13 protein-coding genes are annotated in these 25,267 nt (G+C 70.2%); 7 read left to right on the forward strand and 6 right to left on the reverse strand.

All coding sequences use genetic code 11. The features are described 5' to 3' along the window. Positions 1-16 precede the first annotated feature (16 nt). Positions 17-190 (reverse strand): hypothetical protein, encoded by a 174-nt coding sequence (locus tag G6O54_RS19860; protein WP_165227408.1) that lies wholly within the window; start codon positions 188-190, stop codon positions 17-19. Positions 191-456: 266 nt separating this feature from the next. Here G6O54_RS19860 and G6O54_RS19865 point away from each other — a divergent pair, with 266 nt between their 5' ends. Next, the gene (locus tag G6O54_RS19865) at positions 457-4,479 is read left to right on the forward strand and encodes a serine/threonine-protein kinase (protein WP_165227409.1); all 4,023 of its coding nucleotides are present in this window, start codon (positions 457-459) and stop codon (positions 4,477-4,479) included. Positions 4,480-4,490: 11 nt separating this feature from the next. Here G6O54_RS19865 and G6O54_RS19870 read toward each other — a convergent pair whose 3' ends face one another. Beyond that, complete coding sequence (locus G6O54_RS19870; RefSeq protein WP_165227410.1) at positions 4,491-5,687, reverse strand: GTPase; 1,197 nt, start codon at positions 5,685-5,687, stop codon at positions 4,491-4,493. Positions 5,688-5,831: 144 nt separating this feature from the next. On the opposite strand from G6O54_RS19870, the gene G6O54_RS19875 reads away from it, so the two are divergent. Together G6O54_RS19875 and G6O54_RS19880 are read left to right on the forward strand one after the other, a co-directional pair. After that, the gene (locus G6O54_RS19875; protein ID WP_165227411.1) at positions 5,832-6,350 is read left to right on the forward strand and encodes an EVE domain-containing protein; all 519 of its coding nucleotides are present in this window, start codon (positions 5,832-5,834) and stop codon (positions 6,348-6,350) included. Positions 6,351-6,388: 38 nt separating this feature from the next. After that, on the forward strand, positions 6,389-6,769 hold the full coding sequence (locus G6O54_RS19880; protein WP_165227412.1) for a VOC family protein: 381 nt from the start codon (positions 6,389-6,391) through the stop codon (positions 6,767-6,769). Positions 6,770-6,792: 23 nt separating this feature from the next. Here the strand turns inward: G6O54_RS19880 and G6O54_RS19885 are convergent, their stop codons facing one another. The 4 genes from G6O54_RS19885 to G6O54_RS19900 form a co-directional block, all read right to left on the reverse strand. Next, entirely contained in the window at positions 6,793-6,993 is a 201-nt protein-coding gene (locus G6O54_RS19885; RefSeq protein ID WP_165227413.1) for a hypothetical protein, read from the reverse strand. Positions 6,994-7,177: 184 nt separating this feature from the next. Beyond that, a complete protein-coding gene (locus G6O54_RS19890; RefSeq protein WP_165227414.1) occupies positions 7,178-7,420 on the reverse strand; it encodes a hypothetical protein in 243 nt (80 codons plus the stop codon). 725 nt (positions 7,421-8,145) lie between these two features. Next, on the reverse strand, positions 8,146-9,138 hold the full coding sequence (locus tag G6O54_RS19895; protein WP_165227415.1) for an ROK family protein: 993 nt from the start codon (positions 9,136-9,138) through the stop codon (positions 8,146-8,148). Between the two features lie 3 nt (positions 9,139-9,141). Beyond that, positions 9,142-9,753, reverse strand: a complete 612-nt coding sequence (locus G6O54_RS19900) for an SIS domain-containing protein (RefSeq protein WP_165227416.1) — start codon at positions 9,751-9,753, stop codon at positions 9,142-9,144. 196 nt (positions 9,754-9,949) lie between these two features. On the opposite strand from G6O54_RS19900, the gene G6O54_RS19905 reads away from it, so the two are divergent. From G6O54_RS19905 to G6O54_RS19920, 4 genes are all read left to right on the forward strand, one after another. Continuing rightward, positions 9,950-12,166 (forward strand): phospholipid carrier-dependent glycosyltransferase, encoded by a 2,217-nt coding sequence (locus G6O54_RS19905; RefSeq protein ID WP_165227417.1) that lies wholly within the window; start codon positions 9,950-9,952, stop codon positions 12,164-12,166. 143 nt (positions 12,167-12,309) lie between these two features. Next, the gene (locus tag G6O54_RS19910) at positions 12,310-14,220 is read left to right on the forward strand and encodes a HEAT repeat domain-containing protein (protein ID WP_165227418.1); all 1,911 of its coding nucleotides are present in this window, start codon (positions 12,310-12,312) and stop codon (positions 14,218-14,220) included. Between the two features lie 224 nt (positions 14,221-14,444). Further along, a complete protein-coding gene (locus G6O54_RS19915) occupies positions 14,445-17,975 on the forward strand; it encodes a hypothetical protein (RefSeq protein ID WP_165227419.1) in 3,531 nt (1,176 codons plus the stop codon). Between the two features lie 52 nt (positions 17,976-18,027). Continuing rightward, positions 18,028-25,257 carry a hypothetical protein gene (locus G6O54_RS19920; protein ID WP_165227420.1) on the forward strand — a complete coding sequence of 2,410 codons (7,230 nt, stop codon included), beginning with the start codon at positions 18,028-18,030 and terminating at the stop codon, positions 25,255-25,257. Positions 25,258-25,267 lie beyond the last annotated feature (10 nt).

The raw sequence follows: 25,267 nt of genomic DNA on the forward strand, positions 1-25,267 counted from the left end.
CGGCCGACCGGGCGACTCACCCTTGCAGGATGCTCGGCCTGGCGAAGAGGCCATCAACCCGGGTGGCCTGCCTTCGGTTGCTATCGGCGGTCTTCTCAGTCCCGGTCGACCTCAGGAAGCCGACGGCCAGGTTCCGTCGCGTTGCCTTCGCCTCCAGGCCGGGACCCTTGCGGATGCGGCCGACGTCCACTCCCGGGCTCACCACGCGGACGTGGCGAGACGCGTTGTCTCGGGTCGTCCTGCCCTTCCTATCCCCTCCAGGGTGAAATCGTCCATTGCGGCCGAGAGAGTCCTTGAGTCTCTAGGCTCGGCATGGACAACGCGGTATACTTGGCCGGGCCGACGAACGGGACTCGCCGCGCCACGTCGCTTCACTTCTGTCCATCAAATCCAGTTTTGAAAACGGACACGGAGGCGTCCTGCTGGGAGCATCCGGGTCGGATCGAGCAGCCCTTGATGCAGAGCGTTGAAGAAACTCGTGGCAAGGAGCCATCCGCCCACTCCGGGGCCCACGGGGCCTCCGCGCCCCGGGCCGAGGGGGCTGAAGGAGCGGGACCGGAGAAGACGCAGGATCCGCCGACGGTCGTCCGCACGCCCAGCAGCCTGGCGCGGAAGCTCCAGGCCGGGCAGGGCTCGGCCGTCCAGGCCCCCGCGGTCGCTTTGCTGCCGCGTGCCGGCGAGATCATCGGCACGTTCGTCCTGGAGGAGGCGATCGGCGTCGGGGGCATGGGGGCCGTCTTCCGCGCGCTCGACGTCCAGCTCGACAGGCGGATCGCGCTCAAGCTCCTGCCGCTCGATCAGACGGACGATCCGGAGATCGTGCAGCGGTTCTACCAGGAAGGCCGCTCGTCGGCTCAGCTCGATCACGAGAATATCGCGAGGGTCTTCAGCATCGGCCAGGACGGACCGTATCACTTCATCGCCTTCGAGTACATCGAGGGCGAGACGGTCCGACGCCGGGTCGACGAGAAGGGGCCGCTCCCCGCCGCCGAGACCGTGGATATCAGCCTCCAGATCTCTCAGGCGCTCGTCCACGCCTCGGATCGCGGGGTCGTCCATCGCGACATCAAGCCATCGAACATCATCCTGACCCCGCAGGGACGCGCCAAGCTCGTGGACATGGGGCTGGCGCGCCGCTTCGAGCGCGACACCGACCACGGCCTGACCCAGAGCGGGATGACGCTGGGCACCTTCGACTACATCAGCCCGGAGCAGGCCCGCGACCCCCGGGACGTGGACGTTCGCAGCGACCTCTATTCGCTCGGCTGCACCATGTTCCACATGCTCGCCGGGCGGCCTCCGTTCCCCGGGGGGACGGTCCTCCAGAAGCTGCTTCAGCACCAGGAGGAGCCGCCTCCCGACATCCGCGGGCTCAACGACTCGGTCCCGGCGGAGCTCGGCCGGCTCATCGGCAAGCTCCTGGCGAAGGATCGCGAGCGCCGCTACCAGACGCCCGAGCAGGTCGTCCGCGACCTCCTCGTGATCGCGGGACAGATGGGGATGCCCGTCCTGCCGTCCGACAGCCACCCGTGGTCGTCGCGCGGCGATCGGAAGGCCTGGGAGCGGCACCTGGTCTGGCTCCTGCCCGGGCTCGCATTTTGCACCGTCATCGGCCTCCTCGCCTGGTGGGGACGAGAGCTGAACGACCCGGCCGCCGCGAGCATGAGCCTCCCCTCGCCGCGGACCGCCGTCGTCGAGCCCTCGGGCTCGGTCCGGCCGGCGGCCGTGCCCGCCAACGGCCCGTCCGGCAGGGGAGCGGCCGCCGCGGACGATCCCCGGCCTCTCGTCACGTCCCAGCCGAGGAACATCGCCGTCCGCCCGGGGGACGATCTCGCCTCCATCCTCTCGGCCGCGCCGCCCCGCGCGGTGATCACGCTGACCGAGGATGGGCCTTACGTGATCGGCGCCAGAGGAGGCAATCACCGCGCGACCGCCGTCCTGACCGGCCGGGATTTGACCATCAAGGCCGACTCGGGGACCCGCCCCGTCCTGAGGTTCGCCGCGGACTCCGCGTTCGCGGACGGAGCGACGGCCGGGATCGAGCTGGGCGCCGGCACCGCGAAGTCCGCGGCCGAGAAGGCCGTCACGGGCGTCCCCCCTGCCCTGCTCTGGTTCTCCGGCGGGAGCGTCAGCCTCGACGGCCTCACCTTCGAGCTGGACAGCGACGGCCCCGCGGTCCAGGCCGCGCTCGTGGCCGAGGACACATCGCTGACGATCCGGGGCTGCATGTTCCGGCAGGGCTCGCGGAGCGACGGCCGCGACCGTACCGCGATTCGGCTCCGCTCGCAGCGGCCCCAGGCGGACGGGATCGACCGCGATCGGCCCCCTCGCGTCCTCGTCGACACGTGCCACTTCGACGGCTTCCAGGCCGGGATCGCATCCGAGGGTGCGACCGATCTCATCCTCCGGGATTGCACCCTGGGGCCCTGCTCTCCGGCCATCCGCGTGTTCAACCGGGCGGGCGACGCCCCGGTCCCCGCCGACATCCGCCTCCGCCATTCCAGCTTCATGGCCGGCGACGGCCCCGTGCTCGAGCTCGAGGGGGTCATCGCTCGCGTCCAGTGCGACGATTCCGTCGTGGCCCCCGCCGGCTCCACGCCGGCAACGCTGGTGGCGGTGGATGTGCCTCGAGACCTGACCTGGCAAGGGCGGTACAACCTCTTCTATCGCATCCGCACGTTCCTCAAGCCGACGGGCGAGGCCGACGAATCCCAGGCCATCGACGACTTCGGCTCGTGGTGCGAGGCCGGCTCCGCCCTCCGGGAGACGGACACCATACTCGCCAGGTCGCCCGTGTGGAATTCCCCCCGCCCCCTCCAGGAGCTGACGATCGACCAGGAGAATCCGACGGAAGCGTTTACTCTTTCATCGGAGTATGGGAGCAGGCGATCCTTCGGGGTGCGGCAGGGCCCTTATGCCGCGCGGACCCTGGAGCCGGCTCATGCCGCCGGGCCGGGGGAGCCGCCGGCCGCGGGCGATCCGGCGAAACTCGCGTCCGCCGCCGCGAAGTCGTCCCGATCGGCGACGATTCCGAACCCAGCGGCCGACGGGCGGACCACCGCGGCGACGAAGGACGTCGAGCCCGCCGAGCGCAGGCTCGCGGCCGAGACGAAGGGCGCTCCCTCGCCGACCATCCCGCCCTCGGTCGTTTTCGGCCCCACCGAGCCCGCCGCCCGCGTTGAGACGACTCCGAAAGCTCGCCAGGAGGCGAGCCCGGCTCCGCCAGCAAGACCGCCGGCCTCGCCTGGCCCGGTCTCCCCGGTTGCCTCCGCCCCCCCCGTGGCCACGTCCACGGGCTCGAACCCGGGCGAGTCGAACAATCGAACCTCGACCGTCACGTCCGATGAGGACGTGATCCGCAGCGCGGCACAGCTCCTCAACGCGGTCAGCCGGGACGGCGCCCGCGGCGGGACGCTGAGGATCGCCCGCAACGCGGACCTGGACCTGTCCCCGATCGACCTTTCGTCAAGCGGCCGGTGGATCATCGAGTCCGAGGAAGGGGCCGGCAGCCGGCCCCGGCTCCGGCTCCGCCCGCCGGCCTTCGGGTCGAGGTCTCCGTCGTCGTGGATGTCTCTCTTCCAGCTCCGATCCGGGAGCCTCACGCTCCGGGGACTGGATCTCGTCCTCCCGCGCCAGGAGATCGACCTGGCCATGTCCGGTCCGGAGGCGGCCGTCGCCGTCTCGCCGGGCACTCGTCTCGAGATCCTGGACACGACGATCACCATCGCGGATCGATCGCCTCGCTCGGCGGCGATCGCCGTCCAGCCCACGATGGCCCCCTGGAGCCCCCGCGAAGCCTCCTCGGTGTCCACAATCCTCGTCTCCGACTCGCTCCTCCGTTCCTGCGGCGACGCGATCGTCGTCGCGTCCGGCCGTCCCGTGGACATTCAGCTCCGGAGCGTCCTGGTCGGGACCGAAGGCAGCCTCCTCCACGCCACCGGCATGCCCCAGGCGCCGTCGGCCGGACCGCCGGCGACCGCCTCCTCGCCGACGCTGAAGGTCCGGATCGATCGATCGACCGCCCGCACCAAGGGAGGGCTCGTCTACCTCGAGAGCACGCCGGACCTGAAGGAACCCGCCACGACGGCCATCGAGGCCAGCAACTCGATCCTCACGACCGCCGGCCAGGAGCCCCTCTTCCGGGTCGACGGCCAGGGCTCCCTGGACCAGCTTCGCGATCGGATCGCCTGGAAGGCGGATCACATCGCCTACGTCCAGATCTCGACCTATCGTCGCGATCAGGTCCGCCAGACCGGCGTTTCGCCCCGCGACTATTCGCGATCGGACTGGAAAACGGCCTTCGATGCAAGCGACTCGCTCCCGATCATCGAGGGAGTTCGCTTCCGGAACCGGCTCGACCCGGATCAGCCCGCCTGCTCCCTTTCGAAGGACGATTTCTCCCTCGACCCCCAAGGTTTGGCCCTCGATCGGGGGCCGGACCTCGGACAGCTCCCCTCGCCGCCCGCGACCGACTCCTGATCGTCCGCGGCTCAACCGGTCCCCCCGGATGGGCCGGCCCCGACACGGTCGCGCCGGAGGCTTCGGATTTCGCGAATCGCGTCCTGCCGATCCCCGGCCGCGAGGGATCGTCGCGCGGTTTCGAGGGAGGTTCGATGACGGACCCGGAACGGGATCGCCGCCCCCGGCGGGGGCAGATCCGGGAGGATCGCCGCGACGATCGCGGCCGAAAGGCCGTCCAGGCCCTCGCCCGTCGCCGCCGACACCACCACGACCCGACGGTCCGCCGGGATGACCGTTTCGGGGTGCCAGGCCGCCGGGCGATCCGACTTGTTCGCCACCAGGACCGAGCGATCCGGCTCGACGGTGACGATCTCGTCTTCCTCGCCGATCGCGAGGGGCCCCGACCGATCGAGGACCACGAGCACCAGGTCCGCCGACCGCACGGCCAGGCGGGCGCGATCGAGGCCGGAGCGCTCGATCGGATCGTCGGAATGGCGCCGGCCGGCCGTGTCCGAGAGCTGGATCGGCCAGCCGTCGAAGGCCATCGGAACGGTCACGACGTCGCGCGTCGTCCCGGGAGTCGAGTCGACGATCGCCCTCCGATAGCCCGCCAGGGCGTTCAGCAAACGACTCTTCCCCACGTTGGGCGCCCCGGCCAGGACGACACTCCACCCGCTCAGCAGCCTGAGCCCGATCCTCGCCCGCTCCAGGAGGAGATCGATCCGGTGCCCTGCCGCGTCGATCCGACCGGCCTGTAACTCCTCCTCGACCGCGACCAGCTCCCGGTCGAGTGCCCCCTGGGCTTGTTCCAGCAGGATCTCCGCCGTCCTGACCGTGGGGGCGAGGGGCAGGTCCTCGAGCGCCTCGGCCTGTATGCGGGAATCGCCTTGCCAGGCCGCCCATGCGTCGGTCCCGGTCGCGACGACCCCGGCCGACCCGAGCGCCTCCATGACGAGCCCGACCGCCGCCGGCCCGCCATGGCACTGAAGCTCGATCGCCGATCGCGGCCCGTCGAGCCGCACCGCCACGACCTCATCGCCGGCCCCGCGACCGATCCGGCCCAGTCGGAGCTGTCCCGGGGCTCCCTCGGAAAGTCCCGGTCCCCGGGCCGGCCGGAAGCAGGCGTCCACCGCCTGGGTCGCCCCCTCGCCCCAGACCTGGATCACCGCGATCGCTCCACGTCCCGGGGGCGTCAGGACCGCCATCAGTGGACTCAGACCCTCCATGTGAACGTCCCTCGCCGGTCCACCCCTACACGTCGCTTCCCCGTTTGAGCCCCGACCTTCATGCTATAGACTCTCTGGTCGGCGCGCCAGGTTTCTCGGGTAATTCCGTCGCGGCGAGCCGTGACTCGGGGGAGCCGAATCGAGATGGCCTACTGGTTGTTCAAGTCCGAGCCCGACTGCTTTTCCTTCGCCGACCTCCAGGCCGCGCCGGAGAGCACGACCGGGTGGGACGGCGTGAGGAACTACCAGGCGAGGAACTACCTCCGCGACTCCATCAAGCAGGGAGACGAGGTCCTCTTCTACCACTCCAACGCGGATCCCCCCGCGATCGCCGGCATCGCTCGCGTGGTCCGAGAGGCGCACCCCGATCCGACCGCCTTCGACCCCTCCGATGACCATTACGACCCGAAGAGCGACTCCGACGCTCCGACCTGGGTCCAGGTCTCGATTCAGGCGATCCGGCCGATCGAGCCCCCCCTCGGCCTGCCTCGCCTCCGCGAGATCCCCGAGCTCGCCGGCATGGAACTCCTCCGGAAGGGGAGCCGCCTGTCCATCCAGCCCGTGAGCCCGGCCGAATGGTCCGCCATCATGAAGCTCGCCGGGCCCGCGAAACCCAAGCAATCGAAACCGAGATCGAAACCCAGGACCGAGCGATCGAAGTGACCGGCGATCCTGGAAAGAAACCGATGGGAGACACGACCGTGGCACGTATTGAACACTTCGCCATCTTCGCCAAGGATGCCCCCGCGCTCAAGGATTTCTACGTCAAGACGCTGGGGATGACGGTCGCGCTCGAGAGCGGCGGCAATCCGCCTGGCTTCTTCCTCGCCGATGAGAAAGGCGTCGCCCTCGAGATCATCGGACTCGCCGAGGGAGCGTCGGTCGCGAACACGCGCTGGGTCTGCCACACCGCCTTCCTCGTCGACGACGTGGCTTCTCGCCGCAGGGAGCTCGAGGCCCTGGGGATCGCATTCGAAACGGGGACCGAGGTGGACACGCCGACGATGAAGACCGCGTTCTTCAACGACCCCGAAGGCAATCGCTGTCAGATCGTCTGGAGGAGCAAGCCCCTGGTCCCCTGAAGACCCCGGCCCATGGCCCGGGATCAGCCCGCCGCGGCGACGGGGATCTCGCCCCGCCACTCGATCTTGTAGTTGTTCTGGGCGGCGAAGCCCTCGATCTCGGCCTTCGACTGGGGGATCTCGATGCGCGTGTACTCGCGGTAGAATCCGCTCCCCGAGCGCTTGTAGGTGGCCTCCTCGCCATACCATTTCCCTTCCAGGTGATACACGACCAGGATCGACATGGGGCTTGCTCCGGGCGGTTCGATTTCGAGGTCAGCACGACAATCATAAACAGGGCATCCGGCTTCGCCAAGCACGGCCAGCGCCCGCCGCGACCCGGATTCGCCGGCTGGAAAACGAACGGAGCGGCCGCTCTGCGTAAAGAGCGGCCGCCCCGTGTATTAGTCTGGGCGAGCGTCGATCGATTCAGTTCGATTCCGCCGACCGAGGAGTCTTGGCGAGCTGGTTCACGATATTCGCCGCGTCGGCAGCCCGCCTCGCGTCGGAATATTTGGCCATGGGTGCGGAACACGTTTCGTCGGAGTACACGCCAACGACCGTATAGAGACCGTTCAACTCGCCCGTCTCGGCCCTGGTAAACAGACCAGAGCGGATCAGGGAGGCCAGATTGGTTTGCCACATCTGGGTTTCGGCCAGCTTCGCAGTCATGGCGAGCCTCATGTTCTTTCTGGGGATCGACCCTCAGGCGATTTGCAACACGGGAACCCATCTCCTCCACCGTCCGGCGCTACCCGACACAGACCGGGCTTCTCAACAAGGCTCTCGCCGGATGGTCTTCCTCGAATCGAGCGGGCGGATTATTCCCGATTTGCCTTCATTCGTGTAGACGAGGTTCTGGGCGTCATGGTTCGCGGAATCCTCCGCGTGATGAAGAACGTTGATTCCTTTATTCAAATGTAGCCCAGGACTCATCCGAAGAAAGAGGCGACTCCGAGAATTTGATCCCACCATCACTCACCAACATGATATCCCGCACAGCAAACTCAGGGCCATTTGTCTGAAAAAACCATCAGGAGATCCCGGTACGTCCCGCAGAATCGTCTGATTCGGTCCTGCCGGCCTGGCTACGCACCGCCCGGCCCCCCAGCCTGAAGCCCTCCGACACCTCCCAAGAGAGTCTGTAACTCGTTCTTCCGTGGGAGTTAGGGAAATATCCCGGGTCCTCCGCGGTGGGCACGCCCTAATGATCCCTGGCTCACCATGATCCCGGGGATGGAATGGTGGGGACTGACGTATCCCGATCTGCCGGTCCGGCCAGGGGGTACGGACGAGTGGCAATTTCGTCCAAGTGGTCTGCAAGAACTCCCGGCAGTCCTTGCTCATGATCTGGACCGAACGTGAGAGGGGGAGGAATTCCCTCCGGCTCTCGCCGATCAGGGCAGCCTGGTGGCGACCCCGCGGGCCAGGGCGAGGGCCCCGTGCACGACCACCTCCTCGCCGAGCTGGGCCGGCACGATGTCGAACGAGCCCCGGAACGGGGCGAAGACCTCGGCTTCCACGAGCCGTCGGATCGGCCTGAACCAGTGCTCCTCGCCGATGAGCGAGACGCCCCCGCCGAGGATGATCCGCCGCGGGGCCAGCAGCGCCACGGCCTGGCGCAGGGCGTGGGCGATCGCCCGCCGGGCCCGGTCGAGCACCCCGTCGGCGATCGGATCGCCCTCGCGGGCGGCGGTGGCGACGAGGTCCGCGGTGATCGCCCGAGGATCTCCCCCCGCCCTCTCCAGGACGTTCCAGGTGGGCAGGCCGGCCGCCTGACGCTCGACCGCCACGGAAGTGGCCCGCGCCGCGATCCCCCAACCGGACGCGATTGTCTCCAGCTCGGCCAGGGGCGAGCCAGTCGTCAAGACGTCCGGAATCTGAAGGTGGCCGATTTCCACGGCCCCGCGGCCGGCGCCCCGATAGATCGCCCCATCCAGGATGAGCGCGCCGCCGATCCCACTCCCGATGGTCAGATAGAGGAGCGGCGACGTCCCGACCCCGGCACCGAACAGGGCCTCGGCCAGCCCGGCGGTGTCCGCGTCGTTCTGGACGGCGACGGCCGGGACGTCGAGGTTCGTGCGGATCCAGTCCGCCAGCGGGAAGTCGGCCCAGCCGCCGACCTGGAATGAAGTCGTCGGCCGCCCGCGGTCCACGTCAACCGGGCCGCCGAAGCCGACGCCCGCCGCGGCGACCTCGGCCGCGGATGTGCCCTCGGTGGCGAGCAGCTCGGAGTAGCTGTCCTTGATCTGGTCGAGGATGGCCGATGCGCCGTAGGCGGCGTCGATCCGCCTCCGCTCGAGGGCGAGGATCTTGCCATCGCCCCGACCGAGCCCGAGCTGGAGCTTCGTGCCGCCGATCTCGATTCCCAGCAACAAGCCGCTTGCCATGGGTCAGCGGGCCTTCGCGCCGTTCACCGTGACGGCCTTTTCCTTGAATCGGCGATGGAGATCGTCGATCAGCCAGTGGAAGACGACCTGGTGGAGCGACTCCACGATTCCCATGTCGTCCACCGCGGCGTGCAGGCCGTGATGGGCCAGTTTCCGGAGCTTGCCGCCGCCGAACCCGGTGATTCCGACCGTCGTGATCCCGTGCTCATTGGCCCATTCGACCGCGCGGAGGATGTTCGGGCTGTTGCCCGAGCCGGAGATGGCCAGCAGCAGGTCCCCCGGCGAGGACAGGTTCTTGAGCTGCTCGAGGAAGATGCGGTCGTACCCCTCGTCGTTGGCCCAGGCCATGATCCCGGCCGTGTTGTCGGTCAGGCTCAGGACCTTGAGGCGCTTCTGATTTTCGAAGTCGCAGAGAGTGCACTTGGCGAGGTCCTCGCAGAGGTGCGAGGCGTTCGCGCCGGAGCCGCCGTTGCCGATGATGAAGACGAATCGGCCGGCGTCGTAGGCCTGTTCGATGAGCTCGCTGACCTTCTCCAGCTCCGTGGTATCCATCTTCTCGATCTCCTGGCAAACCAGCGCCAGGTAGTCCTTCGCCGACATCGTCGCACCGATCATCGTCGCACCCCTTCCGGACCGGAAAGCACCATCTTGCATGATCTTGCATGCTTGGTTCGACCATCATAGCCGCCCCCGGCGGGGGCGTAAAGCGACGGGCCGGACCACGGACGAGGCTCCCGGAGGTCGCTTCGTCGGGTCGTTCGGTTAGAATCGATCGCCGGCCCGGAGCCGAGCGGGGAGTCGCGAACGTCGCATGGTGGTCTTGTCGGGTATCCTGGCGAACGTCCTGCTGGCCGCCGGTGCCTGGTGGCTGGTTCGCGGCGGGTTGCGGCTGACGCGTCGGCTCGACGCAGGGCTTGGCGCGGCGATGATCGCCTTTGCCTGGGTGGTGCTCGGCATGGAAGTGCTCGGCACCCTGGGCTGGCTCCGGCCCGCCGGGATTCTCGGCTGGTCGGGGCTGCTCGCCGCGGGCGGCCTCCTGATCCGGCGACGCCGGGCCCTGGTGCCCGCCATCGAGACAGACCCGGGTGCCCCCCCAGCCGTCTGGCGGATCCACGCCATCCTGGCGATCGGCCTGACGCTCTGGGCCTGCGCCGTCCTTTGCGCCTCGTCGCTCCTGTTGCCCGTGAAGGTCATGAGCGACGCGCCGATCTACCACCTCTATTTCGCGGTTCGCTGGTGGAAGGCCGGGCAGCTCTTCCTGGTCCCCGTCCCCTTCGGCGAGAATGCCGCGACCTATTTCCCGGCCAACGGCGACCTCTGGTTCACCTGGCTGACCATCGCCTGGGGAGGAGACCGGCTCGCCCGGGTCGGGCAGGCCCCTTTCCTCGTCATCGCCGCGCTCGCCAGCTTCGCCATCGCGAGGCGTCTTGGCGCCGGCCGCGACAATTCGGCCGTCGCGGCCTGCTGGTTCGTCACGTCCACGCCGTTCCTCATCTTCTCGTTCGAGGCCAACGTGGACACGATCTTCATCGCGTCCTACCTGTGCGCGATTGGCTTCTTCGCGCAGGCGGCCTTCGAGGACGAGGGACGGGCGGGCCGGCTTGGTCTGGCCGGCCTGGCCGCGGGGCTCGCGCTGGGGACGAAATCGGTGGGTATCGTCTTCGTGACCCCGGTGATCGTTCTGGCGATGGGAGCGGTCCTGATCAAGGTCCGACCGATGAGCCATGCTCTCGGGCTGGCCGGCGTGATCGGGCTGACGGCCCTGGCGGGCTGCGGTTACTGGTACGGCCGCAACTGGCTCGTCACCGGCAATCCGATCTACCCCCTGACGGTAAAGGCCCTCGGGAGGACCGTCTTCCCGGGTGCCTACGACGCGGCCGCGATGCGGAGGAGCATTTACTACATACCTCGAGAAGACCTGCGAGCATTCGGCGACATCATGCTCGCGGTCCTCGATCCCAGGATGGCCCCGGTCTGGTTGGCCGCTATCCTCGGAGCCTGGCATTGGCGAGGAACGGTCCTCCGAGAGTCAATCCTCCGAGACCGATGGACGTGGGTCATATCCGGGCTGGCCGTGCTCAACGTGGCCCTCTACTGGCTCTTCATCCCCTACCGGACCCAGCAACGATTCATGCTCCAGGCGCTCGGGCTGGCGGCCGCGCCGCTCGCCCGCACGTTCGACCGCAAGCCTGCGATCCTCGGGCCGCTCGGCGTGATCCTGCTGGCCTTCCATCTGCTCACGCCCTTGACGTGGCCGATCGCACTCCGCGACGCGGACATCCCCTGGGACATGTCGCCGTTCATCCCGAATTCGATCGAGGGCCCCTTGCGGGTGCTCGAAGTCGCGGAGGAGCCGGGCCGGATTTTCATCCGTCCGGCCCCCTTGATGATGCTCGTCCTTTCTGCCCTGACCGCCTGCTGCGCGGGGATTGTCGCATGGGGGGCGGCGCGGTCAAGGCCCGCGATGGCCGCCGCGGCCGCGGCCGGTTTGGTCGCCTCCTCGGCGTTCGGAACGGGCGCGATCGGTGTCGACTCTCGCCTCCTCGTCTACCCGGGGTTTCGCGATTTCTATGCCGGCTGGATGAACCTCGAGGGCCGCTCCGGGCCGGATGGGTCACGGATAGCCTATGCGGGGACCAACATCCCCTATTACCTCTTCGGCGCCGGCCTGCGCAACGAGGTCCTCTACGTGAACGTGGACCGGCATCGGGACTGGCTGCTCCACGATTATCAATGCGAAGCCACCGCGAGGGGAGAATCGTCCTGGCCCAGCTCTCGTCCCGGCTGGGATCGGGCGAATCCGGATTATGACGCCTGGCTGGCGAACCTGGACGCTCTCCGGATCCAGCTCCTGGTGGTCACCCGGGTCAATGCCGGGGAGGGTCCGCATAACATCGCGGACGCGGAGCACTTCCCCATGGAGCGAGTCTGGGCCGACCGGCATCCGGAGCGGTTCGAACCCCTGTACGGCCCATCGGAACGGGACGGGTTCTTCCGGATTTACCGGCTTCGACCGGCGTCGCGTTGAGAAAATTCCCGGGGCCGCACGGATTTCCTCACGCGACGGCACTCATGTCTCAGGAAGGGCGAGTCCCACGAGGCCCGTTACGGCCTCTCCCCGGAGGTTCTCGCCGCTCGACCCGATCAACCGTTCGGATGGGAGCACCCGGCATGCGTCTGACTCTCCGCACCCTGCTCGCCTGGCTCGACGACACCTTGCCCCCGTCCCAGGTCCGGGAGATCGGCAAGCAGGTGTCGAGTTCTCCTTTCGCCCGGGAGCTCGTCGACCGGATCCATCGCGTCACCCGCCAGCGTCGCTACACGGTGCCCGGGAAGTCGGGTCCGGAGGCCACGGATCCGAACGTCGTGGCCGGTTATGTCGACAACGACCTCGAGCCCGATCAGGTGGCCGAGTACGAGAAGAAGTGCCTGACGTCGGACGTCAATCTCGCCGAGGTGGCCGCGGTCCATCAGATCCTCAGCCTCCTGGGCCAGAAGGTCCACGTCCCGGCCGACGTGAAGTCGCGGATGTACTTCCTGGTGAAGGGGCGCGAGTCGATCGTGCCGCCCAGGGCCAACGGCGTGGCCGAACGCCCCAGCGAGCCCGTGACCAGGCCCATCCAGCCATGGGTCGCGCCCGAGCCTCCGAAGCGTCACTGGGTCGAGCGTTTCGGCCCGGCGGCGGCCTGCGTGGGCCTGATCGGCCTGCTGAGCTGGTCCGCCTACCTGAGCCTCGGCCCGTCGAGCGATCAGGGGGTGGCTTCGCCGCCCGCTCCGGTTGCGATCGAGGGGCCCGCCGCTCCCAAACCGGCCGCGGTCCCGGCCAAGGCTCCACCGGTCGAGGAGACGGTCGAGGCGGAGGCTCCCGCCCCCGATACGCGCAAGCCGGATGTCCCGGCGGAGAAGTCGGGACCGGCGGAACCGACCAAGACGGCGTCTCCCGCGTCAACGCCGACGGCCGTACCCCCCGGCGCGATCGGTGTCGTCGAGAAGTCCGATGGGCTGCTGCTCCGATTCGACGCGGACAAGCAGTCCTGGGAGAAGCTCGCGGCCGGGGCCTCGCTCAATGGTGGTGACCGCGTGCTTTGCCTCGCGCCCTTCCGGTCCCGGCTGGTGATCGGTAAGTCCCCGGTGACGCTCCTGGGCGAGACCGAGATTCGGCTCACGGGGAAGGCCGTCGCCGATCCCGTCTCCCTGGACCTTGCCGAGGGGAAGGTCGTGGTGGAGCCCGGCGAGGGGGCGACTCCGTTGCGGGTCGAGTTTGCAGGGCATACGGCCACGATCGCTCGCCCGTCGCGCGGGGTCGTTGGCCTGGAACGACGATCGGCCTGGGCCTTCGGCCATCGGCCGGAGGCCGCCGCGGCCCTGGCGATCTTCTCCTCCGAGGGGGACGCGTCGGCCACGATCGGCGCCTCCACTCAGGGGCTGAGCGGCCCCGGTCAGCTCGTCGCCGACGCCTCGGGGACGATCCACGCGGTCGCCGACAAGGCGATGCCCGAATGGTTGACCGCGTCCGATCCGTCCCTGAAGGACCAGAAGCTGGCGGAGCAGTTCAACGCCAGGTTCGCCGCGGATCGGCCCGCCCTTTCCGATATCGTCGTCCTCACGGAGGATGAGTCGCCGGTGGTCCGGAAGTTCGCGATCCAGGGTCTCAAGGCCATGGGCGACCTGTCCCTCCTGATGCCCATCCTCGGCAAGAATGACCCGGGCGCCCGGCAGGGCGCCGTGGCCGCCTTGCGAAGTTACATCGGCCTTGGTCCCGAGGCGCTCCGCCATCTCCGTCAAGCACTCGACGAGGAGTTCGGCCCGGAGGTGGGCCAGGTCGCCGAGTCGCTCCTCGTCGGGCGAACGCCCCCGGATAGCCCTCAACCGGAGGCCCTCAAGCGGCTGGTGGACCTCCTCTCCCCGCGGGACCAACCGCTCGTCATCCGCAGCCTGGCCCTCGATAACCTCATGACGATCACAGGCCGGGGCGATCAGGGCTACGATCCCGACAAGGCCGATGAAAAGGGTTACAACGCCTGGAAGACCCTGTCGGCACGGGGCGAGCTAAAGCCCGCCGCCGCGAAGAAGGGGGACTGATCCGGGTCACGGCCGGGGCAACGCCCCTCAGCGCTTTCGCAATCCGCAAAGGCTACCGGCCCGGTTGGATCTTCGGCCTGGCGCGTGATATGATTCGTCCGGAGGCCGGCGAGAACCTCGACCCGTCTTGCGCCGGCCCCATCGTGAGCCGTGGGAAGCCACCGACCACGACGGGCCGGCCGCCCTGGGCTGCCGCGTGGGGTCCTTTCAGAAGGTTCGGCACCTTGACTCGCATCGGCTGGCTCGCGGCGGTACTGGCTGGGCTTGCCCTGTCGCAAGACGGTGCTCCGGCGGCCCTGGGACAGGCCATCCCCTCCCCGCCGGGGAGTCCCGGCGCGGCCGCCCGAACCGCCCCACCGTCCGCCGACGTTCCCGCCGCCCCGGCCCCCGGTGCCGGGCGTCTCCCCGATGAATTCGTCATCTTCAACAACGTGGGGGATTTCGCCGACTTCCTGAAGCGGATCAACCAGCCCGATTGGATCTTCACGCGGCCGGGAGAGAAGGCAGCCCCGCCCACGGGCGTCCCCGCGGGCGTGCCGGGGGCAAAGCCATTCGTCGTCAATCGCGTCGCCATTCGAGGCAAGGTGGACGGGGACGTCGCCTCGCTCCGGCTCGAGCTGGACCTGGAGCTCCTCGAGCGCACGGAAGCCTGGATCCCCCTGGGGATCCGCAGCCAGATCGTGACGTCGGCGAGGGAACACGACCAGGAGCTGGAGCTGCAGGGGGGCGGCGAAGGGCGGTGGAATGTTCGCCTTCGCGGGGCCGGACGTCATCACCTCGACGTCTCGCTGGAACGTCCGGTCCGAATCAGCCCGGATCGGAACCATCTCGAGATCGCGATCCCCGAGGCTTCGTCCACCTATCTCGAGCTGGACGTCCCCCAGGCGATCCGGGACGTGTCCGTCGGCCCCGGCGAGTCGATCGTGGCCGCCCCGCTCCCCGAGGGCAAGGCGACCCGATTGACGGCCCACCTCTCGCCCCGTTCGATGCTGAGCCTCTCGTGGACCAACCAGGCGGGGGCCGGGAGCCCGCTGCCCCCCCTGCTGACCGCCCAGGTCGAGATGTCGATCGACGCCGACGCCGAGTCCGTGACGACCCAGTCCACCTGGGCAATCCGCTGCGTGCGGGGGCAGGCACGCAGGCTGCAGATCCAGCTCGATCCCGCGGATGTGGCGCGCCAGGTCAAGCTCGACGATCAGTTCATCCCGGCCGACATCGAGTCCAACGTCCTGACGATCCCGCTCGGAGAGCCGCTCCGCCCGGGCGACTCCCGCCGGCTCTTCATGGAGATCCGCCGCGGCTTCCCGCGGGGAGGGCCGCGGACGTTCCTCTTCAAGGGCTTCGCGCTGGAGGCCGCGGCCGAGCAGACCGGGGCCATCGGCGTCACCCAGGCCGCGAACCTCTGGCTGAACGACGCCGGCTCGCAGGGGCTCCGGCGGATCGATCCTCGCGAGCTTCCCTCCGACCTCCGGACCAAGCCGCGGACGTGCATGGCGTTCCAGTTCCTCGACCAGCCCTTCAAGCTGTCGCTGTCGGTGGAGGATGCGCCGCCGCTCCTGCGTGCGACGGCCGCCACGCGGATCATCCTCGATGGCGAGACGGCCCGCTCGGAGACCACCCTGGACATCCAGCGGGTGCGCGGCCGGCCCTTCGAGGTGGTGGTCGCCGTCCCGCCCGGGCTCGAGCTGACCTCCGCCGGCCCCGCGGAACTCGTGGAGTCGGTGGCCACCGTACCGGCCGCCCCGACGACCGCCGTAGCGGCCTCCCCGCCGACCGCGGCGCCGGTCCCCGCCGGCACGGGAGCCGCCGTCGCCGCCAGGCCGGCCGCGGACGGGAAGCTCGCACGGATCCGCCTGACGGCGGTCGCCCGCGATCAGCCGACGTTCGCGATCAAGCTCGCCGGCGTGCAGAAGGTGGCCGTCGACGGCGACGCGAGCCTGGCCCTGTTCACGCTCAAAGAAGGAGCACAGGCGGGAGGGACCGTCGCCGTGCTGGCCTCCCGGAACGTCACGTTCGATCCCACCTCCGTCCCTTCGGAGTCGGACGGCGTCGATCAGGCCAGCTTCCGGAGGCTCGTCGGCGAGGAGCGAGCCGCGGCGGTCGCCGGGCTGACCGGCGGCGGACGGGTCCCCGTGGCCGTCCTGCAATCCCAGTCCAGCCCTCCATTGCTCCGCGGCCGGCTCCGCCGCCATCGCCCGGAGATCTCGGAGGACATCAAGCTCGCCGCCCGCGTCCAGGAGGGTTCGCTCGAGATCCGCCAGGAGACCGCGATCGACGTCCGTTACGCTTCGATCCGCGAGCTGTTCGTCCGCGTCCCCGTCCTCCGTCGCGACCAGTGGCAGGTGAAGGGGCGATCGTCGATCACCGTCACCGAGGCGGAACCCGCCGCCGACGCCGCCTCGACGAGATATCGCCTCGCCCTCGACCCGCCGATCGAGTCCGCCGCCACCCTGACGTTCACCCTGCGGCGGCCCTTGACGATCCCCGAGGGCGAATCGGCGGCCCGGGGGGCCGTCGACTGGGTCCGGATCGAGCAGGCGACCACGACCGGGGTGGTCGTCGAGTTGAGCCCGGCGCCGGGGATCTCGACCGAGGTCGAGGCGGCCGGCTGGGAATCGGCCGACGGCGGCGCGGTCGCCACGGGAGGCTCGAGGACCTATCGTCGCACCACGGCCGAGGCCGGCCTCGGCCTCCCGTTCGCGGCCGGAACGATCAGGAAGGCGGCGCTCCCCGCGCTCGTCGCTCCTCGAATGCTGCTTCGGACCTGGGACGGCCCCGACGGCGGCTCCAGGACCGAGGCGTGGTATGTGATCGAGACCCATCCCGGATATGCCGAGCTTTCCCTCCCCCCGGCCGCGCAGTGGATCCGGGCGAGGATCGACGGCCGCGTGGCGGAGCAGGTGGAGCGGACCGCCCAGGGCGACGGCTACCGCATCGACTTTCCGCTCGATTCGCGCGGCCGGCCGGTCCTGCTCGACATCGAATATCAAGCGGCCGCGGGGCCCTCGGGCCGCGACTGGTCCCCGCCGGAGCTGCGCGGGGGGGCCGTCGTGATGCAGTCCCTCTGGGAGATCCGGACGCCCTGGAACCAGGCGGTCGTCGGCGTCCCCCGCGGCTGGGGGGACGAGAATCAGTGGTTCTGGGACGTTTACGTCTGGAAGCGAAAGCCGAGGAGGCCGTTCGCCGGGCTCCTGCAGTGGCTCTCCGCTTCGGCGTCGTCCGACGCGGTCCTGGACGACCCGACCGGCGACTCCCAGGAGGCGACTCACGCCTACCTCTTCTCGCGGCCCGGGCCGCCGCGCGAGCTGCACCCGTGGATCGCGTCGCGAGCCTGGCTCGTGGCCGTCTGCTCCGGCGGCGCGCTCGCACTGGGCTTCTGGATCATGTTCTCGCGGTCGGGCCCTCGCGTGATCTACCCGGCGCTCGCCGCCGCGGCCGTCCTCGCGGTGTCGCTCGTCCATTCGAGCGTCCTCTTCCTGGTCCTGCAGTCGTCCCTCTTCGGCATCGTCCTGGCTTTCCTGGGCCTGGGGATCCGACGATATACGGAAGGGAGCCCGAGGGCCGCCGGGGCGGAAACGGCGAGCCCGGCGGCCGGTTCCGCAATCTCCGAGCTGACGCCGTCGAAGGTCGGCTCCGACGATTCCACGGCGATCCGGCACCGCCCCTCGTCGACCATGGACTACGCCTCACCGCTGAGCTTCACGACCGGCCCGGACCCCTCGTCCGGATCGCGCGTCAGCCAGGCCGGCCGCTGATTCCAGGGCCGGCGAGGCTTGGCCCGAACAGACCTCGTTGCGAATTCTTGCCATGCGATCATCTCCCGAAGAGTCGGCCGCCCCCCCTCCGGTGATCCGCCGGATCGGACCGGCGTTCGTCGCCTGGCTGGCCGTCCTGGCGTCGACTGGCCCCGCGGCGTGGGCGGAGGCCCCGCGCGTGGCCCGCCTCCGCATCCCGGCCGCCAAGGTCGCCGACTGGTTCCCAGCCGGGACGCCGCTCCGGATGATCGAGCCGTCGGAGCTGGAGGGCCTGCTCGAGGCCGCCGGCCGGGGCGGATCGATCGTCCCCGCGGGGAGAGAGCCGCGGCTGGTGCGAGCTAGCCATCACGCGTGCTGGGACGGGAAATCGCTCGTGGGGCGCTCCGAGCTCCTGGTGGATCGCTCCGGCGCCGTCACCCCGGCGCTGGCGCTCGATCCGTGGACCCCCGCCATCCGCCGGCCCGATGACGCCGCGCCGCCGGTCGGGGCCCTTGCGACCGGGCAGGCGGTCGCGCTCCTGCCGCCGGCCACCACGACCCGCACCGTCCCAACGGCCGCGCCCTCGGACCTGGTCAGGATCGTCCTCGACTGGGAGCAGCGAGCGCTCGCCGAATCCGAGGACCGCGGGTTCGCGCTGGGCCTGCCCGGCGACGAGTCCTCGGTGCTGACGATCGAGCTGCCGGCGGAATGGGCTCCCATCGGGCCCGTCGGACCTCGCAAGGGCCCCCTCCCGGCCTCGGGGCCGGGCGACCGGGCCTGGGCCTTCCACGGTCGCCCGGGGCTGGTGAACCTCCGGATCGTCGGCTCGCGTGCGGATCAGGGCGTCCGGGGAGGCGGCCTGGTCTGGGTGAGCGGGGACACGCGAATCGACCTGGGCCCTGAGCCCCGCATCGACCCTCGGGCCGCGAACTGGCGGACGGAGTGGACCGTCCAGCCCGACCCCCGCGGTTCCATGGAGTTCTCCGCGGAGCTCGACCCCGGGCTCGACCTCATCGACGTCGTCGGGCCCGGCCTGAAAGAGCACCAGGTCAGCCGGACCGGTGATCGGACCCGGGTTCATGTCCGCCTCTCCCAGCAGCCCCGTCCCGCGACGCAGGTCGTCTTCGTGGCCCACGCCAGGGTCCCCGTCGAGGGCCGCTGGAACGTCCCCGCCATTCGACCGATCGACGCGATCTGGACCGGCGGGAATACGATCGTCCGCCTCGATTCGCTTCGGGTCCTGGAAGGTTGCCGAGAACGCGCCGGCCGCCGCGTCCCAGCCCCGGCCGAGGGAGGCGAGGCCGACGTCCTCGTCTTCGAGGCCGAATCGCCGAATTCGGTGGCCGAGCTCGACTTCACGCTCCGGCGACCGAGGCCGACCTGCCGGTTGCTCGGGAGGCTGAAGGTCAACGACGCGGTGGCGAGCCTGGAATGCCAGATCAACGGCCTGGATGCGCGCGGCGGGCCGACCGAGATCGAGGCGGACCTCTCCGCGGGCTGGACGCCCGGCCGAGTGTCCTGGGGCGGAGCCGACCAGGCCCTCTCGTGGAGCTACTCTCCTCGGCCCGGTGGGGGGACAAGGCTCCGCGTCCTGATACCCGCCAGCGACGCCTCGTCGGCGCCGCCGAGCCTGACAATCGAGGCGACCTCTTCCTCGCCGCCGGGCCGCGATCCCCTGCCCCTCCCTCGGGTCCGTCCCCTCGGGGCCGCCATCCTCGACGAGGCCTGGCTCGCGCTCGTCGATCCCGGCACGAGGCTGATCCCGACCCAGGCGAAGGGACTGAGCTGGATCGATCACGAACGATATCCAGGTCTGACCGGCGCCAATTCCCCGAGGGCCGGACTCCACCCCGAGATCGCGTGGCGATGGGTGGGTGACGACGGCGAGGCGTTCGTCCGCCGAGATCGGATCGCGCCGGAAGCCCGCACGGAGATCACCACGCTCGTCCGGATCGATCAGGGGGGACAGCGACTCCGCATCGAAGGCGAGATCGAGACGACCGGTACGGTGGCCGGCGCCCACCTGCCGGTCTGGATCGGGACCGGGGTCGACGCCGATTCCGCCTGGGCCTTCCTGTCCGATGAGGGCGCGACGATCGCCGCCAGGCCGTTGACGACGGCGGAACGCAAACGAGAAGGGCTGCCGGAAAGTGGCACGGCGTGGTCCCTGGAGCGGCCCGGATCCGCGGACGCGACGCCTCGAGTACGCTTCCGCGCCGCCCCTGCCTGGCAGGGCCAGGGTGCCATCCCCCTGATCAACGTCCCGGCCCGCCTCCGTCCCCGGGCGAATGTGCTGGTGGAGGTCCCCCGCGACCTGCCCACGAGCGTCAAGACCGCCGGCCTCTCGCGCCTCGATTCGCAGGTCGCGGAGCGGCTCGCAGAACCTTGGCGACGGAACACGGCCGGAGACTGGTCCGCGATCGCCCACGCCCTGTCTTACCGAGACGCCAGGGCCACACTCTTCCTGTCCACCACGTCGCTCCCCGCGACGGAGACCAACGGGATCGTCCGCGACGCGAACCTGACCACCCTCGCCTATCCCGACGGCCCTCGACTCAACCGCTTGAGGTTGCTTGCCCAGGTCGAGGCCGGCCGCGAGCTCTCGTTTCAGCTCCCGGCCGGGATCTCGCTCCTCAGGGCCGCGATCGACGGGGAGAATGCCGCCGTCCTCTCCCGGGACGGCCGGCTCTCGCTCCTGATGCCCGCCGCCGCCGGATCCCCACGACCCAGGACGGTGGACCTGGATTTCGAGGACGGCACGGCACTCACCGGCGGCGGGACGATCCGTCCCCTCATGCCGGTCTTCGACCTGCCCTGCCTGTCGTTCAGTTGGGAAGTGGTCGCCCCCCCGGGCCGGCGCGTCGCCGGGGCGACGGGTTACCTCGTCGCGGCGGAGCCGGAGGTCGTCCCTTCGTGGCCCTTCGGAGCCCTCGGATTTCCGAGCCTTCCCTGGCGTGCACGCCAGGGCACGACCGCCGTCGTGGCCGAGTCGACCTGGAAACGGCTCGACGAGATCCTGACCGCGAATCCCGCCCAGGAGATGAGCTTCTCCGCTTGGTTCATCCGCTGGGATTCCACCTCGACCCCCGTGCTCATCGATCGGGTTTCGCTCGCGGCGGCGGGTTATGGGCCCCGGTCTCGCTGCGACCTCTCGCGCGATCCCTCGGGGATTTCCACCTCGCAGCGATCGTTGGAGCGACACGGACTCGCCGTGATCCCCGTCGATGGGACCCTGATCGTGACCACCGCCGCCGCGAGCCGCGAGTTCGAGGCCGGCCGATCCTGGAACGCCTCGGTTGGCGAGGCCCTGCTCTGGGGGAGCGATCGCTCCGACAGGCTCCAGTCCGTGGCCCGATGGCGCGGTGAGTTCACGCCGGTCGAATCGGCTTCCGATCTCGGCCGGCCGGGGCTGCGTCCCCCGCCGGGCTGGTCCTCGTGGCACCTCGCCTGCGTCTCATGGCCCTCGGAATCCGCGGGCGTGGTCATCCGGGATGACCGCTCGGCGAGCCTCCCCCGATGGATCGCCGCGGCCATGGTCGCGATCGTGCTCTGCCTCCTCGTCGTCCGTCTCTCCCCCCGTCGCGCCCTGGTGCTGCCGACTCTGCTCCTGGCGCTGAGCGTCCTCGGTCGCCTCTGGCTGGGCCGGGATCCGTACGAACTGCTCGCGGGTGCCTTCTTCGGGTCCGCCGTCGGCCTGCTGGTCTCGCTGGGGCGGACGATCACCCTCCAGGAGTTCCGTCGGAGCCATCCCACCAGACAGTCGGCCTCTCACGTCGGGATCCGCCTGACCCGGTCCATGGCCCGCGTCGCCCCCGCGGCGACGGCCTTGGCCTTCCTGCTCGGGGCCGCCGCGGTGGCGGGCCGGGACGACGGTCCGATCCCGATCCTCCTCCCCTACGAGGGGAGCTACGAACCGGGCCGGCCCCCGACGCGAGCGATCCTCCGGCTGAGCGACCTCGACACGCTCAAGCGGCTGGCACGCGTCGAATCGAGGAGCGAGCCGCCGCCCCTGGTGCTCGTCGATGCGACGCATCGCGTCTCCTGGCAGGGCGCGCGCGAGGTCTCGATCGCGAGCGAGCTCGTGATCCTGAAGCGGGACGGGGCCCCCGGCCGATGGAGCATTCCGATCGCCGGGTGCCGCGACATCGGCGCGACGATCGACGGCAAGCCGGTCCCCGTCTTCATCGAGGCGGGAGGGACGAGGGCCGAGGTGGATGTGACCGGCGCCGGCCGGCACGACCTGACGATCCGGCGGTCCGCCTCCCTCAGCCCGACCGGCGGGGCGGAGGGCGTGGATATCCCCGTGAATCCGCACCCCTCGGCCCGGGTCGTCGTGGGCAGGCCCCTGGCGGGCGGCACGCTGCGGCTCCCCAACCTTCGGGGCAAGAGCGAGAAGGGCGACGAGGGCGCGACCCTCGGCTCGCTCGGGCCATCGGATCGCTTCGAGATCCGGCTCGGAGACCCCGGGAAATCGGCCCCACAGGCGGCCGGCACGAACATGGAGGGCCTGCTGCTCTACGACATCCAGCCGGCGGGCGACCGCCTGAGGGCGCGGTTCACGTATCGCGGATCGAGCCCGCTGGCTCAGCTCGGCTTCCTGATGGATCCCGCCCTGATCCCGCGCTCCACGTCGATTCCGGGGCTGGTGTCGGAGTCGTGGGGAGGGACCGAGGAAGAGCCGGTCTGGACTGCCCGCATGGATCCTCCGCTTCGCGACGGGGCCGTCATCGAGCTGGACCTGTGGCGGCCCCGGACGAAGTCGCGGCCGAGCGTGCCCGACGCGGCCGGCGACGAGGGCTCTCCGGTCGAGACCGGGCGCGACTATCCGCGCCTCGAGCCGCTCCAGGTGGACCGCTATTCCGGGGCACTGGGCGTCCGCCGGCCCGGCCACTGGACCGGGCGCGTCGAGCCCCTCCGCGGCGAGGATCCGCTCAGCGACGAGGGATTCGTCAAGCTCTGGGGCCCGCTCCCCGACGACCGCCTGACGCTCTGCGGTACGACCAGGCTGGGCCGCGACGACAGGCCCGAGTACCGGACCGGGCCGGCCATCGTCCGGGTCCGGGTCCGTCCGGCGCTCAACCTGACCGTCCAGGAGGGGCGAATCCTCGCCAGCTACGAGGCGGAGCTCGGTGATTTCTCCGATGCGGTCGACCACCTCACGGTCTCGGTGCCGAGGGAGCTCAAGGTCGACCAGGTGGAATGCGACGGCCTCACGGCCTGGAGCCGGACGGCGCCCGATTCGCTGATGCTCCGCTACGACCGGCCCCTCCGGGCAACCCGAAGGAAGTTGGCGATCACCGGCTGGATCCCCGCCCTCCAGGATCCCATGGTCCGCGGCGGACGGTCGTTGCGGATGCCGACCCCCTGGATCGCGCTGCCGGGCATGGAATCACTCCCCGGCAAGCTCGTCCTCACGTCCGACGTCCGCGTGGACATCGAGGCGCCGCGAGATGCGGTCAGCCGGACGGCGCCCGCCCCATCCCCGGCGAATCCGGCCGCTCCGGCCCCGACCGCGCAGCTCTATCAGGTGGATGATGCCGCCCGGCTGGGGACGCTCACCTGGATCCCCGCGCCTCCCCAGGTGGAGGTCCGAATCGAGAGCCAGATGACCATCGGGCCGGACGCCGCGGAATGGGTGGCGGTCCTTCGCTACAGCGTCCGGGGGGGGCCGATCGAGTCCCTTCGGCTTCGAATCCCCCAGGCGTGGGCGGCCGTCGCCACGGCCAGCATGCCGGGGAACGAGCTCCGCCGCACCAGCGAGGAGAGGGGAAGCAACTCGATCTGGACGCTCACCCCCGCCCGGCCGGTCTGGGGCACTCAGCGGCTGGTTGTCCGGTCGTCCCAGCCCCTCTCTCCAGGCCAGGAGATCCAGCATCCGGAGGTCATCCCGCTGGGAGTCTCCTCGGTCGCGACCAATCTCGCCCTGGTCCACGCGATCGGTTCGACCCTGACCACGGCCGGCTCGAGCACGTTCCAGCAGGTGGCCTACGCCGGACGTTTCGCCGACGAGGAGTTTCGGACGCTGCCCGGGACCCAGGCTCGGGCGTTCCATGTGGAGCGCGACAACTGGTCGTTGCGCGTCCAGGTCCCCGCGAGCCCGGCGGAGCGCCAGGACGAGGCCGATCCCTCCGCCCGGGTCGTCTCGGCGGACGTCGACCTGACGATCCTCCCGGACGGGTCGGCGAGGGGCCGATCCGTGGTCGACGTCCTGCCGCGGACGGGGCGATTCCTGACCGTCGAGCTCGACGCCGGTGGCCAGATCCCGTGGACCACCGTCGACCAGGTCCCGGTCCGCCCCCTCCGGGGGGGGGAACGTCGCTGGCTCATCCCGCTGCGCGACAGCGCGGGGCCGCATGTGGCCATCTACTGGACGGTCCCGCCGCCGGCCTCGCCGACCGGGGAAGACACGGCCGACCTTCGGTTGGCGATCCCCACCACCGGGCCCGATCGCGTGCCCGCCCGGGTCACGGTCCACCTGGCGGACGGGATGGCGGTCCGGAGCCTGTCCACGGACCTGGACCTCACGGTCGCCGACCGCGTCATCCTCGATCGCGCCGAACGGATCGGACGCGAGCTGATGGAATTCCTCATCCAGATGGACCGAGGATCGGGCCGCGACCGGGAGAAGGTCGCGGGACTGTTGATCGCCCACGAGCTGAACCTCCGGGCCGCCGAGCGCTCGATCCGCTGGTCGTCGCGCCACCTCCCCTCCGACCGGCGGGACCGGGCGGAACGCGACCTGGCGGAGATCCAGGCCTCCCGCCGGCTCCTGATCGAGGGCCTGAAGGCCGCGGCCCTCGACGACGAGATTGCCGCCGCCCTATCGTACCTCGGGCAGGACGAAACCCCCGCATCGACCGCGATCTCCGTCGCCGAGCCCGCGATCGGCGACCGGATTCGCGGGCTCGGCCGGATGTCGTTCCTGATCGGGATGGCGCCGGGGATCGCGGACGAGCCGGCGTCGCTGACCATCTCCCGCGGCAACTCGCCGGCGGTCTCCGAGGGAGAGACGGCCGACCGGGCCCGGTCCCTGCTGATGCTGGTGGTGCTCGCGGCGATCGGCCTGGCGGCCATCGTCCGCGCCCGACCGGGGGCCTGGGGGCTGTTCATCCTCGGCGCGATGCTCGGCCTCCTCGCCTTCGCCGGGGGCCTCCTCCCGACCGCGGCGGGCCTGGTCGCGACCGTCGCGGGATGGTCCTCGCGCAAGCTCTTCGACCAGGGATCGGCGGCCCCGGCGGAGACCTCGGCGATCCGGACGGAAGGCGGGGGGGATGGCCTGCCCGTCGCGGCCGTGGCGCCGTGATCGGTCCGCT

The organism is Aquisphaera insulae, from assembly GCF_011064615.1.
Classification (GTDB): Bacteria; Planctomycetota; Planctomycetia; order Isosphaerales; family Isosphaeraceae; genus Aquisphaera; species Aquisphaera insulae.

Bases quoted from the DNA above. Each gene is read 5' to 3' on its own strand.
- G6O54_RS19865 (WP_165227409.1), top strand. From the start codon at position 457: ATGCAGAGCGTTGAAGAAACTCGTGGCAAGGAGCCATCCGCCCACTCC.
- G6O54_RS19870 (WP_165227410.1), bottom strand. From the start codon at position 5,687: ATGGAGGGTCTGAGTCCACTGATGGCGGTCCTGACGCCCCCGGGACGT.
- G6O54_RS19875 (WP_165227411.1), top strand. From the start codon at position 5,832: ATGGCCTACTGGTTGTTCAAGTCCGAGCCCGACTGCTTTTCCTTCGCC.
- G6O54_RS19885 (WP_165227413.1), bottom strand. From the start codon at position 6,993: ATGTCGATCCTGGTCGTGTATCACCTGGAAGGGAAATGGTATGGCGAG.
- G6O54_RS19890 (WP_165227414.1), bottom strand. From the start codon at position 7,420: ATGACTGCGAAGCTGGCCGAAACCCAGATGTGGCAAACCAATCTGGCC.
- G6O54_RS19895 (WP_165227415.1), bottom strand. From the start codon at position 9,138: ATGGCAAGCGGCTTGTTGCTGGGAATCGAGATCGGCGGCACGAAGCTC.
- G6O54_RS19900 (WP_165227416.1), bottom strand. From the start codon at position 9,753: ATGATCGGTGCGACGATGTCGGCGAAGGACTACCTGGCGCTGGTTTGC.
- G6O54_RS19905 (WP_165227417.1), top strand. From the start codon at position 9,950: ATGGTGGTCTTGTCGGGTATCCTGGCGAACGTCCTGCTGGCCGCCGGT.
- G6O54_RS19910 (WP_165227418.1), top strand. From the start codon at position 12,310: ATGCGTCTGACTCTCCGCACCCTGCTCGCCTGGCTCGACGACACCTTG.
- G6O54_RS19920 (WP_165227420.1), top strand. From the start codon at position 18,028: ATGCGATCATCTCCCGAAGAGTCGGCCGCCCCCCCTCCGGTGATCCGC.